Origin of the sequence: Zhongshania marina, from assembly GCF_002915595.1 — a bacterium.
GTDB lineage: Bacteria > Pseudomonadota > Gammaproteobacteria > Pseudomonadales > Spongiibacteraceae > Spongiibacter > Spongiibacter marinus_B.
This window is the reverse complement of sequence record NZ_PQGG01000014.1, coordinates 18694-33050: the sequence shown is the minus strand read 5'-3', so window position 1 is coordinate 33050 and position 14357 is coordinate 18694. Positions and strand designations below refer to the sequence as shown.

At 48.9% G+C, this 14357-nt stretch carries 11 protein-coding genes; 3 read left to right on the top strand and 8 right to left on the bottom strand.

Annotated features, from left to right (window positions below; translation table 11 throughout):
* Nucleotides 1-83 precede the first annotated feature (83 nt).
* Nucleotides 84-959 carry an IS982 family transposase gene (locus C0068_RS06705; RefSeq protein ID WP_103682565.1) on the top strand — a complete coding sequence of 292 codons (876 nt, stop codon included), beginning with the start codon at nucleotides 84-86 and terminating at the stop codon, nucleotides 957-959.
* On the opposite strand, the gene C0068_RS06700 is transcribed toward C0068_RS06705, so the two are convergent.
* Nucleotides 956-1414: a DUF1289 domain-containing protein gene (locus C0068_RS06700; RefSeq protein WP_332908287.1), complete on the bottom strand. Its 459-nt coding sequence runs from the start codon at nucleotides 1412-1414 to the stop codon at nucleotides 956-958. The two genes, C0068_RS06705 and C0068_RS06700, sit on opposite strands and share 4 nt — an antisense overlap.
* A 216-nt stretch (nucleotides 1415-1630) precedes the next feature.
* Here C0068_RS06700 and acnB point away from each other — a divergent pair, with 216 nt between their 5' ends.
* Entirely contained in the window at nucleotides 1631-4258 is a 2628-nt protein-coding gene (gene acnB, locus C0068_RS06695; protein WP_103683721.1) for a bifunctional aconitate hydratase 2/2-methylisocitrate dehydratase, read from the top strand.
* A gap of 134 nt (nucleotides 4259-4392) precedes the next feature.
* Here acnB and C0068_RS06690 read toward each other — a convergent pair whose 3' ends face one another.
* The 4 genes from C0068_RS06690 to C0068_RS06675 all read right to left on the bottom strand — a co-directional run bounded on the left by C0068_RS06690 (nucleotide 4393) and on the right by C0068_RS06675 (nucleotide 10098).
* The gene (locus tag C0068_RS06690; protein ID WP_199176129.1) at nucleotides 4393-5331 is read right to left on the bottom strand and encodes a pirin family protein; all 939 of its coding nucleotides are present in this window, start codon (nucleotides 5329-5331) and stop codon (nucleotides 4393-4395) included.
* 87 nt (nucleotides 5332-5418) lie between these two features.
* Nucleotides 5419-5775 (bottom strand): YibL family ribosome-associated protein, encoded by a 357-nt coding sequence (locus tag C0068_RS06685; RefSeq protein ID WP_103683720.1) that lies wholly within the window; start codon nucleotides 5773-5775, stop codon nucleotides 5419-5421.
* A 177-nt stretch (nucleotides 5776-5952) separates the two neighbouring features.
* Nucleotides 5953-9012 carry an efflux RND transporter permease subunit gene (locus C0068_RS06680; protein WP_233208763.1) on the bottom strand — a complete coding sequence of 1020 codons (3060 nt, stop codon included), beginning with the start codon at nucleotides 9010-9012 and terminating at the stop codon, nucleotides 5953-5955.
* Nucleotides 9013-9030: 18 nt separating this feature from the next.
* Nucleotides 9031-10098 (bottom strand): efflux RND transporter periplasmic adaptor subunit, encoded by a 1068-nt coding sequence (locus C0068_RS06675; protein WP_103683719.1) that lies wholly within the window; start codon nucleotides 10096-10098, stop codon nucleotides 9031-9033.
* A 133-nt stretch (nucleotides 10099-10231) separates the two neighbouring features.
* Between C0068_RS06675 and C0068_RS06670 the strand changes: the two genes are divergently transcribed.
* Nucleotides 10232-10843, top strand: coding sequence for a TetR/AcrR family transcriptional regulator (locus C0068_RS06670; RefSeq protein WP_146047849.1), 612 nt, complete (start codon nucleotides 10232-10234; stop codon nucleotides 10841-10843).
* Nucleotides 10844-10847: 4 nt separating this feature from the next.
* On the opposite strand, the gene C0068_RS06665 is transcribed toward C0068_RS06670, so the two are convergent.
* From C0068_RS06665 to C0068_RS06655, 3 genes are read right to left on the bottom strand one after another with little or no spacing between them, the layout of a single operon-like run.
* Nucleotides 10848-11420: a mechanosensitive ion channel family protein gene (locus C0068_RS06665; RefSeq protein WP_233208762.1), complete on the bottom strand. Its 573-nt coding sequence runs from the start codon at nucleotides 11418-11420 to the stop codon at nucleotides 10848-10850.
* The gene (locus C0068_RS06660) at nucleotides 11417-13402 is read right to left on the bottom strand and encodes a transglutaminase TgpA family protein (protein WP_103683717.1); all 1986 of its coding nucleotides are present in this window, start codon (nucleotides 13400-13402) and stop codon (nucleotides 11417-11419) included. The genes C0068_RS06665 and C0068_RS06660 overlap by 4 nt, the downstream gene beginning before the upstream one ends.
* Nucleotides 13402-14355: a DUF58 domain-containing protein gene (locus C0068_RS06655; protein ID WP_103683716.1), complete on the bottom strand. Its 954-nt coding sequence runs from the start codon at nucleotides 14353-14355 to the stop codon at nucleotides 13402-13404. The genes C0068_RS06660 and C0068_RS06655 overlap by 1 nt, the downstream gene beginning before the upstream one ends.
* Nucleotides 14356-14357 lie beyond the last annotated feature (2 nt).

The window sequence follows — 14357 nt, the reverse complement described above, 5'->3', positions numbered from 1 at the left end:
ACCCGTAGTGCATTTAGGAAGGAGGTAAGTTACTCACCCTCATAAAGAGGTTATCATTAGTTTACGAGAAAAATGGTAACGAGATGAGTAACTTACACAGCGTTTATAGCAAAATTCTGTCTCTTTTGCACGAAATTGAGCCAGCCGATAATTTTTTGAATCAAATCAGAACACCTAAGCTAAGCGATAAGGAGCTACTCGCGCTCAGTCTTGCAGCTGAAACACTGGGCATTGATTCAGAACACTTTTTGTTCAAACAGCTGCCTGCGTGCATCAATGGGAAAATTGAGCGCTCCGTTTATAACAGAAGAGCGCGAAGGTTGAGTTTTAAATTAGAAGAAATCAGAAGCGCTATTGTCACGCGATTAGATGTTGATAACGATATAAATATTGTCGATAGCATGCCATTGGAAGTGTGTAAAATGAGTCGATCTAATCGCAGTAAAATTTGCCAAGAATTTGAATCTAGCTCGCCAGATTTTGGTTTTTGTGCAGCACAAAATATGCGCTACTTTGGCTATAAGTTACACGCGGTTTGCTCACCGAGTGGCGTGTTAAAAATGTACGATATATCAAAGGCTTCGGTTCATGACATCCATTACCTAAACGATATTGAAGGCCAGTTAAACAATTGTGTTTTGATTGGCGATAAAGGGTATTTGAGCAGAGTTTGGCAAACAGATTTATTTTCATCAAGTTGTATCAATTTGCAAACACCGATGCGAAAGAACCAGAAAGAGTTTAGAGACTTTCCGGCTAAATATCGTAAAGCCAGAAAGCGGATCGAAACATTGTTTTCACAACTTTGTGACCAGTTCATGATACGGCGGAATTATGCAAAATCGTTCAAGGGTATTTCGCGCAGAATTGTGACAAAGATAGCGTCCCTCACATTAATTCAATGGTTCAACCAACGTGAAGGGAATAAATTAAACAACCTGAAAGTGGTCATTTCCTAAATGCACCACGGGTTATACATACCAATATAACGCTGGTAGTGCGCTTCGGAGAGCAAATAAAACTCTCTATCTATCATTTCTCGCAGTTGTAACAAGGGAACGGTTTGATAAGCCGCATCGACAACAAACCCGAATTGCGCAGTATCCGAAATTTGCCCCGCACCTGCGCGAAGCAATTGAAATAACCATATATACGGGCTTTTATGGGCGGGATAACGCACTCGCTGGGTCTGACACTGCCACTGCAATACAGCCACGTCGCGGATAGTTAATTTGTGAGACATGACCTGAATCAAGAAGCCATCCAAGCGCTCATCAATAATCTGCTTTTGCTTGTCGGTGTAACTATTCCAGTCAATCACTTCGTGGCTGAAGCGTTTACAACCTCGACACACATCATCGCCCAGCGCTGTAGAACAGACACCAATACAGGGAGTCACCACTCTGGGGATCACAACTGACAAACCACACTCCACAGCACAGATAAAATTGAGGAATCAAGAGTAATCTACCCCAACAGACACTGGCAAGTGCAGTAATTCACTTAACCTATGTAGGGTTTTTCAGTATACTTGCAGCCCCCTATTTCGCATCGATGATGGGCATCGATAGCCCCGGCCCCGGCGATCCCGGCGGATACGGGTACCGAAACTGAAAAGAGGAGTTACACTGTGCTTGAAGCATATCGGAAACACGTCGACGAACGCGCCGCGCAAGGCATTGTTCCCCAGCCACTCAACGCTGAACAAGTCGCGAGCCTAATCGAGTTGCTCAAAAATCCGCCAGCTGGCGAAGAAGCAACCCTTGTTGACCTGATCTCCAACCGTGTACCACCAGGTGTAGATGAAGCTGCATACGTTAAAGCTGGATTTCTATCCGCCATCGTCAAAGGCGAAGCCAGCAGCCCGCTGCTAAGCAAAGAAGACGCCGTTAAACTGCTGGGCAATATGCACGGCGGCTATAATATCGTGACGCTGGTTGAACTCCTCGACCATCCCGAGCTAGCCAAACTTGCCGCAGAAGAACTCAAGCATACCCTGTTGATGTTTGACGCATTCCACGACGTTGAAGAAAAGTCTAAGGCCGGCAATGAGCTAGCCAAAGAAGTTATTCAAAGCTGGGCAGACGCGGAGTGGTTCACCAACCGCCCTGAAGTTGCCGAAAGCATTGTTAACACCGTATTTAAAGTCACCGGCGAAACCAATACCGATGACCTGTCTCCTGCGCCAGACGCGTGGTCACGCCCAGACATCCCATTGCACGCATTGGCGATGTTCAAAATGGAACGCGACGGTATCAAGCCAGACGTTCAAGGCAGTGTTGGCCCACTCACATTAATCGAAAGCCTGAAAGAAAAAGGCCACCCCATTGCCTTTGTTGGTGATGTTGTCGGTACAGGTTCTTCACGTAAATCAGCGACCAACTCAGTGTTGTGGTTCTTCGGCGACGATATGCCTGGCGTACCTAACAAGCGCTCCGGCGGTATTTGTATCGGTAGCAAAGTGGCACCCATTTTCTACAACACTATGGAAGATGCCGGCGCACTAGTATTTGAAGCTCCCGTTGACGAGCTGAACATGGGCGACGTGATTGAAATTCGCCCCTATGACGGCATTATCAAAAATGTTGAAACAGGCGCTACACTCAGCACCTTCGAACTGAAGTCTCCCGTACTTCTAGACGAAGTTCGCGCTGGTGGTCGTATCAACCTGATTATCGGTCGCGGTCTGACCGCTAAAGCCCGCGAATCTTTAGGTCTACCTGCTTCTACCCTATTCCGTCTGCCCGAGCAGCCCGCCGACACCGGTAAAGGCTACACTTTGGCGCAGAAAATGGTTGGTCGCGCCTGCGGTTTACCAGAAGGCCAAGGCATTCGTCCCGGCACTTACTGCGAACCCAAAATGACCACTGTGGGCTCACAGGACACAACCGGCCCAATGACCCGCGACGAACTGAAAGACTTGGCCTGCCTCGGTTTCTCTGCCGACCTGACCATGCAGTCCTTCTGTCATACGGCGGCCTACCCCAAGCCAATCGACATCGACACTCAGCACAATCTGCCTGACTTCATCATGACCCGTGGCGGTGTTTCGCTGCGCCCCGGTGACGGCATCATCCACAGCTGGTTAAACCGCATGCTGCTGCCAGACACCGTTGGCACCGGCGGCGACTCTCACACCCGCTTCCCTATGGGTATTTCTTTCCCTGCGGGTTCTGGTCTGGTCGCCTTCGCTGCTGCAACCGGCGTTATGCCACTAGATATGCCTGAATCAGTATTGGTTCGCTTCAAAGGCAAAATGCAACCTGGCATTACCCTGCGCGACCTAGTTCACGCCATTCCTTACCAAGCAATCAAAGAAGGTCACCTGACCGTTGAGAAAAAGGGCAAGAAGAACATCTTCTCTGGCCGTATTCTTGAGATCGAAGGTTTGGCTGGCCTAACTGTAGAGCAGGCATTTGAATTGTCTGACGCCTCTGCTGAGCGTTCCGCTGCAGGCTGCACTATTAAGCAAGGTATTCCGGAAATTTCTGAATACCTACGCTCGAACATCACCCTGCTGCGCTGGATGGTGAGCGAAGGCTACGGCGACAAGCGTACCCTAGAACGTCGCGCTGCCAATATGGAAGCATGGCTGGCCAACCCAAGCCTGCTCGAAGGCGATGCCGATGCAGAATATGCAGCGGTAATTGAAATCGATCTAGATCAGCTGAAAGAGCCTGTAGTTTGCTGCCCTAACGACCCAGACGACGCTAAATTGCTGTCTGAAGTTGCCGGCGACAAAGTTGACGAAGTGTTCATCGGTAGCTGTATGACCAATATCGGTCACTTCCGCGCCGCCGGTAAACTGCTAGACGCCAACAAAGGCAGCTTGTCCACCCGTTTGTGGTTGTCACCACCAACAAAAATGGACCAGCACACCCTGATGGAAGAAGGTTACTACAACATCTTCGGTGCATCTGGCGCACGTATGGAAATGCCTGGCTGTTCATTGTGCATGGGTAACCAAGCACGTGTTGCCGATGGCGCAACAGTACTGTCTACCTCAACCCGTAACTTCCCTAACCGCCTTGGGAACGGTGCTAATGTCTACCTGACCTCTGCTGAATTGGCATCGGTTGGCGCGATTCTAGGCCGCCTACCTACACCGGCTGAGTATATGGAATACTGTAAAGATCTGGACGCCATGTCAGGCGAGATTTATCGCTACATGAACTTCGACCAGATTGCGTCTTTCCAGAAAGGTGCGGAAGAAGGCAAGCGTATTGCTTCAGTAGAAATCACAGAGGTAACGATGTAAGTTTTTAACTTAAGTCGTTGAGAAAACCGCCTTCGGGCGGTTTTTTTATGGCCGAGTATTTTAAATTTAAGCTTACTTTCGTTTAAATATTTTATTTTGGCGGATTTTGAAAATCATAAATTAAGACACCAAACCTAGCCCCACGGTGGCACCGGCGCCGACAAGCTCTCACCTGGATAGCCCTCCACCTTACCAAAATCCTTAGATTCCCCAGCATTCCAATCAGCGACAAAACCACTAATCTCAGCTTTACTACGGCCAATAAAATTCCACCACATCAAAATATCTTCCTTGAAGGGCTCACCACCAATCAATAAAAATCGGCTGCTTTTATTCGCCGTTATTTCAATACTTTCGCGACCACAGGAAAGATACAACAACTCGGTGCTATCTAATTTTTCGCCTGCGATATTAATGCTGCCTTCCAACACCAAAACACCGTATTCAAACTCTGGCTTAAGCGCTAAAACCGCCAACTGACTATCGAGCGCAACACAATCCGCCGCCATAAGTGGGGAGTAAAACTTTGCCGGCGCGCTAAGGCCAAAAGCATCACCCGCGATTACGGTAATCTCTAAGCCTGCAATATTCGTCTTGGGTAAACTGGGGAAATGTTCAAATGCAGGCGCAATAAATCGATATTGTTCAGGTAGAGCTATCCACAACTGCGCACCATGAAACTCCGCAGGCCGCTCTAACGGTGACTCTTCAGAATGACTTATGCCCCTACCGGCCGTCATTAAATTAACCTGACCGGGCCGAATTAATTGCTCATAGCCTAAGGAATCCCTGTGCAGTAATTCGCCTTCGATCATCCAGGTAAAGGTTTGCAAACCAGTATGCGGATGAGGGCCAACCTGAACACCTTCACTCTGGCTTATGTCTGCTGGACCAATATGGTCTAGAAAAGCCCATGCGCCAATCATACGAAGCTGCTTAGTTGGCAAAAAACGTTCAATAGTCATGCCGGTACCAAGGGTTTTCTGACTACCTTGAAGTCGCCGGCTAGATGGCCGCTCCGCTCGAATTGGGCAGGTTTTTGAATTAGATGCTTCGACGCTTTTATCCGACACGCTCATATTCACCTCATCTTGCATAGCCCGAGTTCGTAGTAATAGCACAGCCCTTGCAGCACCGCTTTTGCGTTCGCCAATTAAGGGCTAAAACGCCTGAGGTGCGTAGCCTGTCACTTCAGAAATACCCATTTCCTTTCCTAATGCGGTCAAGGGGTGAACCACCACCAAGCCGCGCACCGACTTTTTAAACTTGCCCATATCGGCTTGTTCGACTTTGCTCAACACACGATTAAAGGGCAAGGCCTTTAGCTGTTCACTTTGCGCCGAATTCTTACGGCTTTGCATGCCCTTGATACTGGCAATTTTCTTATTTACCACACCTAACTCGCGCTTAAACTGCAAAATCAAACCCTGATTATCGCGGGCCTTGGCGTCGTCGAGCTTGCGCCGCAAAAGGTCTAATTTGTTATTTAACTGCTGAATGTCTTTGTTTAAATTCATATTTGTTCTCTTAGCAAAATCGGCGCGGCCCTGCCCCACCTGTAATCATGGCGGCAGTATAGCAATAAGTGATGGATATACCCTGATAAAGCGAAGCTAGGTGCTCAGCTTGTACCTAGTAATTGCCTTCATCGATAGCAAGAAGCGCCGACCAGTCACCGGCGCTTCTTGGTAGCGTCAGTTGTTCGCTACGGATTTTTGCGGCAAATATTTGAGTACATAGGGCTTTCTCAATACCAAAAAGGCAGCGGGAACAAAAAATAATGACAACAAGGTAGTTAAGACCGTACCGCCTGCCAATACCACCGCGAATGGTGGCCAAAAACCTCCGCCTGATAGTATCAGAGGAATTAAGCCCGCAACGGTAGTTATCGTTGTTGAGCTAATATGTTTGGTGCATACGGACACGATATTTACTATTTCTGCTTTATCCCCTGTCATCGCTAGCGGTGACGCTTTTAACTCGGTCAGGATGACTATCGCGGCATTGACCGCCAAGCCCATTAAGCCCATCAAACCAATAATCGCCGTAAAGCCAAATGGGTACTGGCTGAGCCATAGGCTCAACATTCCCATGCCCGCAGACTGAATTGCCACAGCAAAAACCAAGGCCGATAGTCGGAAGGAGTCGAAGGCCATCACTACCGTTACAATGAGCAACACCAATATAATGCCGACGCTGCCCATTAATTTACCAACAGCTTGATTTCGACCCTCGGCTTCACCGCCAATTTCTAAGCTATAACCTGCGGGTACGTCGAAGCCTTCCTCCGCCAATCTCGCTTTTATACGCTGTAATACTTCGGCGGGGAGCACATCATCCCTGATAAATATTTCGACCATATTGACGCGCTTACCGTCGCGGCGGGAAATCTTCGCCTGCGCAGGCCGCAGCTCCACATTCGCCAAAGCCGACAAGGGCCTAGGTCCCGTCGGCAATGCCAAGGGGAATGACATAAGCGTGTCGATACTGGTTTCTTTTACCTTTGCCCCCGAAACTCGCACCGGCAATTGTTGGGTGCCATCCAGCATGCTGCTAGTGACAACACCGTCTATACTCGCAGCAAGCAAGGACGATATATCTTTCAACCCAACCTGACTGCGCTGGGCTTCACTCTCGTCCACGTCCAACCAAATCTTGGGTACCACTTGACCAAGAGAATCCCTAACATGAACTACACCGTCGGTTTCCTGAGCAATCCTGCGTAATTCGTCACCCATTGCTTTTAAGCGTGACAAACTGCTGCCATATAAACGAAGCTCAACCGGTGCGTTAGACGGCGGCCCCTGAGCAAGCCGCTGCACAATAATTTGATAGTCAGGGAATTTTTCATCAAGCTCACTTTGTAATACTTCGATCAAACGATTGGCCTGACTAAAATCAACCATCTTCATCATTGTCTGGGCGTAATTAGATGAGCCATCTTTACTGTCACTTAGGTTGTAATAAAACGACAGGGCATTGCGGCCAATAAACCAGTGCAGAGAAACAATTTCGGGGTGATTGTTAATAATCTCGCTAAGCTCTTCAGTAGCACGGCGGGTATGTTCGATGCTGCTACCTGCCGGCAGGTAAAGTTCGAGATTAATCATGTCGCGATCAGAGGGCGGAAAAAACTGCTCTGGCAGTGTTTGACTCATCACAAAGCCAAGTATTGGCAGTACGCAGGCGACCAACATCATCCGTCGCGGTCTCAATAACACCCACGCTAATTGCCGGCGAAACCAGCGATTTAAACGGGGGGCAGATATGCCACTGGCCTGATTATTCGCCAGCCATTTCCCTGCAACCGGCGCGATAATAAACAGGGAAATTATCCATGAGCCAATGAGTGAAAAAATGACCGCCCGCGCTAACGGTCCAATAAATTCACCGGCAGGCCCCGCCATTAGCACCACAGGCATAAAGGTTAATATTGTCGTTAACGTCGACCCTAGCAAGGGTATCCAGAGGTGGCGCAACGCTTTGGTCGCCGCTGCTGATGCGGAAAAGCCATCGCGCCGATAACGCATCACGGTATCCGCCACCACAATGGCGTTATCCACCATAATACCCAAGGCAACAATCAGCCCCGTCACCGACATCTGATGAATGGGCAAATCGGTGATACGCATACACGCCAGCGAAAAGAGCATCGTCAAAGGTAAGGACACCGCAACAATAACTGCTGAACGCCAGCCTAGCGTGAATAATAAAATGACAAAAATAAAGGTAAAGCCCAGTAAAATATTATTGATCAAATCACCTAGGCGAACATCGTTGTAACGCTCTTGAACAAAAAGCTCATTCAGCTTTATTTCTGCGGGCAGGCTTTGCTCAAAGTCAGCAATCTCCGCCTGCAAAACCGCGGTCCAGCGATCACCCCGCATATGCGGCAGCATTCGCGACCCTATCGCAACCGCGCGCTCACCGCTGATAATTGCAATATCTTGTGGCGCGTCTGGTTCACCCCGATACACCTTGGCAAGGTCTTGAAGCTGCAATGAGCCACCATCAGGCAGCGTTAATAATGGTGTTCGTCGAATGCGCTCGACGGCATCAAAACCGCCAACCAATTCTAGGGAAATACGCTGTGTATCATTGCTTAACTCACCGGCGGCGGTTTTCGCGTCGCTATTACCCAGCAACCCCGCAATCTTAGGCACATCGAGGCCGACAGCGGCAGCCTTAACCACGTCGACCTTTACCTGAATTTCCTCGGTCGGTGCGCCGACCACTTTCACAATGTCCGTACCGCTTAAGTTTCTTAATCTGCTAGCGAGCTCCTCTGCGTAACGCCCCAAGCGCAGAAGATCAGCAGGCCCACTGCCCTCCCAACTTAAAGCGCCAATCCACGTAAAGGCATAATTCCGATCGGTGTCTAAATATGGCTCGCCTGCACCAGCGGGTAGCTGTCGCGCCGCCTGCTGAATTTTGTCCCGCAGCTCCGCCCAAAGCTGATCACTGGCATCTTGTTTTACCGCGTCGTCAAGCTGAACAACTATTACCGACACACCGCCACTCGAATGAGAAGTGATATGCAGAACTTCGGGAACGGCCCGTATCGCAGTTTCTAATGGCTCCGCAATCAAGCTCTCTACCCGCTCGGCGCTGGCCCCCGGAAATGGCGTTACCAGAATCGCGTGGCGATTTACAATATGAGGATCTTCAAGCCGAGGTAAACTCGCAACTGCGGCAAGACCGGCAACCAAAATAAGCGCGCTGAGCAGTGCAACCATACGGGGATTTGTTAGCATTTTTGAGATCATCATCGATTACTCGGCCGCTAAACTGACATGCAGGCCCGGCGACACCCGATGAAGCCCACCACTGACAACCCGATCCCCCGTTTGCAATTCGCCGTCGACATATACACGACCTTGGTATTGATATACGGCCTGTACCGAGCGCTTTCGCAGTTGATAACTGCCGTCCTCAACGGGTACAAGTTGATAGACCGCCCAGGTTCCCCGCACATCTTCCATTAAGGCACTCAATGGCAACCAAAAGCCCGCAAGTTTTCGCTCCTCTGGCAAGTGTAAGTAGGCGGTATTGCCATCAACGGCCGCTGCTTCGGCGGGTAATTGCACACGCACCGTACGGGTTTGAGTTCGCCAATCTAAATTTTGCGCAACCGAAATAATCGACACCGGCCACTCACCAAAATCACCTGAAATACGAAGAGTTTGGCCGTAGACGAGATTGCGCCCTAGGCGGTCAGAGATGCCAAATACTGCTTCGGTATTACCGGTTACAACCAATTGCATCAATGGTTGCCCCGCACTTACCAGCACACCCGTTTCTAATTGTTGGGTAGAAATTTCGCCGCTGAAGGGGGCGATCATCAACGACTTTTTAATCCGCAAGGCGACGCCCTTTAGCTTCGCATCGACCTGCGCTCTTTGCGCCGCAGTTTCCGTGCGACGAGAATTTAACTCCTCTAACTGCCCCGCTGACACATAGCCGCTTTCGCGCAAATTGCGAAACCTGATAAGGTCCTTATCGATCTGCGCCAGACGAGCGGAGACTTCCCTATGTGCGGCTTTAAGCTCTGATTGCTCAATCTCTAGAGCCCGCGTATCCAAGCTAGCTAAGACCTCACCCGCTTGCACCTGCTGACCGTCTTCAACCAAGACCTTGGCGACCTGCCCAGCCAGTTCAAAACCGATATCAGCCCGCTGACTGCCAATTACCCGCCCAGCAAATAAGCGCTGAGCCTCATAAGCAGGTAAACGCTCTACAGCGACACTACTCACACTCTGCAGCGCCATATCAGCCTGCACAATTAAGGGGAGTAATAGAAATATCGCGATAGAACCCGCCCGTAAGATAAACCCTTGCATAGCCAATTACTCGATATACTAGATTGGCTCGAATATAGATAAACTATACTGGACTGTCCAGTCTATTTTAGATAAGTTAGCATTACAGTTCGGCAATATCACCGCCGCAATACACAGAAAGGCAGGCAACACAGTGCAAGAAAAACGCGTCAGACCAAAAAGTGAAGAAAAACGTAGCCAGATCATTGATGCGGCTGGCATTTTGTTTGTTGTAAACGGCTTTGAAAAAGTGAGTATGGAAGAAATTGCCAAGTCTGCTGGCGTGTCAAAACAAACCGTATATAGCCACTTTGGAAACAAGCAGCAATTATTCACCGCCGCTATCGACTGTAAATGCGATGAGTACGACCTAGCGCCAAATAAAACACAGCAGGCTATGCACTGCGAAGAATACCTGATTTTCTTCGCCACTCACCTTTGCGCCCTACTTACCAGCGACGACGCAATTGGTGTATTCAGAGTATGTGTGGCGGAGGCTGGCCGCTCAGAAGTGGGAGAACTATTTTGGCAGGCTGGCCCTGGAAAAATACGCGCCCAGCTCGCCGGTTACCTTACAGAACAAGTTAAGCTAGGAACCTTGCTCATTGATGATATCGACACTGCAGCCGGCCAGCTCATCTCTATGATTGTGTGCGAATCACAATTCCGCAGCGTACTCGGCCTACAAAAAAGCAAAAATGATATAGAGCTAAAAGAATATGCGACTCAATGCGCACGCTTATTTTATAAAGGCTATCGCGCTTAGCAAATCAACACTGGGGATCGTCTTTTTTGTGTTGAACCGCAACTTCAGAATCTGCAAGTGGCTTCACCTTGCGCTCATCCACCGCCCTAGGTGAGCCGGTCAATTTAATCACCGCCTTTTGCAAAATAATACTATTGGGATAAGTGACGGTACTGCCGTCTTCACGGCGAATAAGCACATGAAATAACGCGATTTCCATAATCCTACCGCTGATATCATCGTCTTTATCAACGACTTTTATACGATCACCAATGCGATAAGGAAAGGCAAAAAAGATAATCACGCCAGCAGTAATATTGCTCAATATCGACCATTGGGCGACCAAAGCAATACCTAATACCGCCAAAAACGACGACAAAAATATAAAAACTTGATGATAACCTAAGCCAAATAAAAAGCATATTAAGATAAAACCAAGCAATAAAAATCCAATATTGATGGCTTTTTTAACATAGCCGAGCCGCAGCGCCGACATTCTATTTTTATCGGCAAATTTATTGAGAACCCCCATGACGATTCTATTCAAATAGAACATCAGCGCCACAGATAATAACCCAATTGCAATCTTTGTAATCAACGCTCTAATCCTCTACGACTTGTTTGTTCTAGCCATTTTCGTGGACGACGAAAACGCTTTAATTTTTGCAAATTTTGCAGATAGGCTTCGCTCTGCTGAGAATAATAACTACACTCACTGAATAGCTTTGTCTGCATAGCCAACCAATCAAACCAAGATGGTGACTCCACTTTGACTCTGGCTAAAAATTGCTCAGGTGTCTCCCCAGCTTGACGCTGCACACCCCGCCTCGCCAGTGCTTTACAACTCAATAAATAATATTTAGCAGCCAAATCTTCGCCTTTTTGGCTGGGTAATCGCAAGCTGAAAAATGCAACCAAGGTCAGCGGAATACCACCTGCTAGCATAATGGCAATAAACATTCGCTGGGGATTAATTTCACCTAATATACCGCGCAAAAAACTAGCCTGAGTATCACTGTCAAAATTTAAGACCCAGCGCGCCCACGCGTAATTAATATTATCCACAAAAAGGCGCAATCGCGTAGCCCACTCAAATCGACGCAACGAGATAAACGAATCTTTTAAGTATCCGCTTTGACTTTTTAAGACCGCTTCGGCGCCGAGTCGAATACGCGAAGGCGCCACGGTTGCCGTTGGGTCAACCCTCACCCAGCCCTGCCCCTTCAACCAAACCTCTGCCCACGCGTGGGCGTCAGACTGATGAACCAGCAAATAGTTGTCCCGTTTATTAAACTCACCACCTTGATAGCCAAGCACAATCCGCGCTGGCACTCCCGCCGCCCGCATCAAAAATACAAAACTGCCCGCAAAATGTTCGCAATATCCTTGTCGAGTGCTAAACAAAAACTCATCGACATTATTTGGGCCTAAAACGCTGGGGGTGAGAGTGTATTCAAATGGTGTCGACTCAAAAAACTGCATAGCTGCGGCCACTCGATCACTTGCATCAGCTATATTCTCTTGCCACTGAGCGGCCAAAGCGCGAGCTTGTGCATTCTGACCGCCAGCTAGCTGTAAATTTTGGCGTTCATCGCCATTACCATCAGGCAAACCATTAACGAACTGACTACTTACCTCATATTCCACGCGGCCATTTATCGGGCGTTTACTTAGCCACTGATGCTGCGTGGTATAATACACATCACGCCGGTCTACTGTTCCCATTGGCAGTACATACAACCATTCGTGTAAAGCTGGCTCTAGGGTAACGGTGTATTTCACCGTCGCCGCAGAAACTGCCGGCGCGGGAATTTTATTTCGCGCTGGCCAGGCATTGCGAGTCCAGCGTCGGCCATCAAATTGATCAAGCACCAGCCCCCGCCAATAAAGCGATTCTGTGCTCGGCGGCTCCCCCTCAAATCGCACCCTAAAAGCCAGTTCACCAGATTGACTAAGCCTTGCAATGTCGCCAAATTCAAGGGAGTCTGACATACCCGTTATCCCCTGCCCGCCAGGTAGCGGCATTGTCCATAGCGGACCAATTCGGGGAAAAATAACAAAGAGCATCAACATTAAAGGCAGGGATTGCAACGCCATCACCCCTACCGAACGAAGCATGATCACTGCTTTTGTCTTGTCGCGGTTCATCGCTTGCTGGGCGAGTAACAGTACTGTTATTTGCAGCAACGCCAACACGACATCAATAATTTGCTGCGAAAATAATAAACCACAGGCGATCACGAAATAACTCAGCATTAGGACCAGCCACTGATCCCGCTCAGTTTTTAATTCCAGCAGTTTTAAAATAAGCGCAAGAATTAGAATCGCGACCATTGCCTCTAGGGCAAGTAGCGATGCGAAAGACAGATATACCCCGAGCACTGCGGCAACAGCCAATAGCGCTTTTATAGGCGCTGCCGGAAACTGATAGCCCGCCGATATGATGCGCCAATACCACCAAGCCGACGCGCCCCAAACCGCCACAATCCACACCGGCAGCACCGCAATTAAAGGCAGCATTGCCGATAGCTGGGCAAGCAAGAGCCAAAGGATTGAGTGCCGGCTTTCAGACGCTTTCATTAGTAGAGAGCCAGCGCACGTAGTACGCGCGTTAATTGATCACCGCCGCTTGCGGGGGCGATATTTACGTGGGGAATTTTTAATCCAAATGCTAAGCCGCGTGTATTGCACTCTAAAGCCCAAGCACAAAGCGTACTTAATCTGTCCTCCACCCCCAAACCTTCCAGCTCGTCCCAACTTAATATCAGTTCATCGGCCTGGGATTGTTCAAATTGCTTGCTTTGCAGTGGCTGCCCTTTGGCGTAAGACTTCCAAAAAATACGTTTAGGTGGCTGACCAGCTTGGTAGCGTTGAAAACCACTAAATTCGTCGCTGTCACGAGCGATATCGGGAATACTTCCCTCGCCGTCAGCGGCGCTATTTAGCAGTGGCCGCAAATATTTCGCCTGCGGATAGACTAAGCAGTGCCAATCTAATTTCGGCGCCCCCCAACAACGTAAAATACCAAGCGGATAACGCGTTGTTATCGTCATTCGGCCTGGGCGCATTGCCCCACGTTGCGTACTTGGGAATTTCAACACTACCGTGGCACTAGCACCCGCCGGCGTTAAGGAACACGGCTCTTCCGCTTGGTCTGCAAAAGCCAAATACAGGCGGTGCCGATCGCGCTTACCCGCCTCTAAATGTAAATGAAATGCCGCTGACTGCCCTGCGAAAACCGGCTCCGCTGCACCGGCACGCAGGGTGATACCAGATAAATTAGCGTAGGTGTGAAGAATCGCAACCAGAAAAATACTAAACAACCAAAAGGTGATCGCAAAAATTAAATTATTTTGATAATTAATCGCCAACAGCAATAAGCCGAGTAGCATTAATAAATAGCCGCCGCCGGCACGGGAGGGAATAATAAAAATACGGCGTTGATTAAGCACAAGTTGCGAGCAAGCTGGGCTGCGTTTTTCTAACCACGCGTCAAAACGACGCCGAATAAACGCTTTTAATTTGCCCAACATAG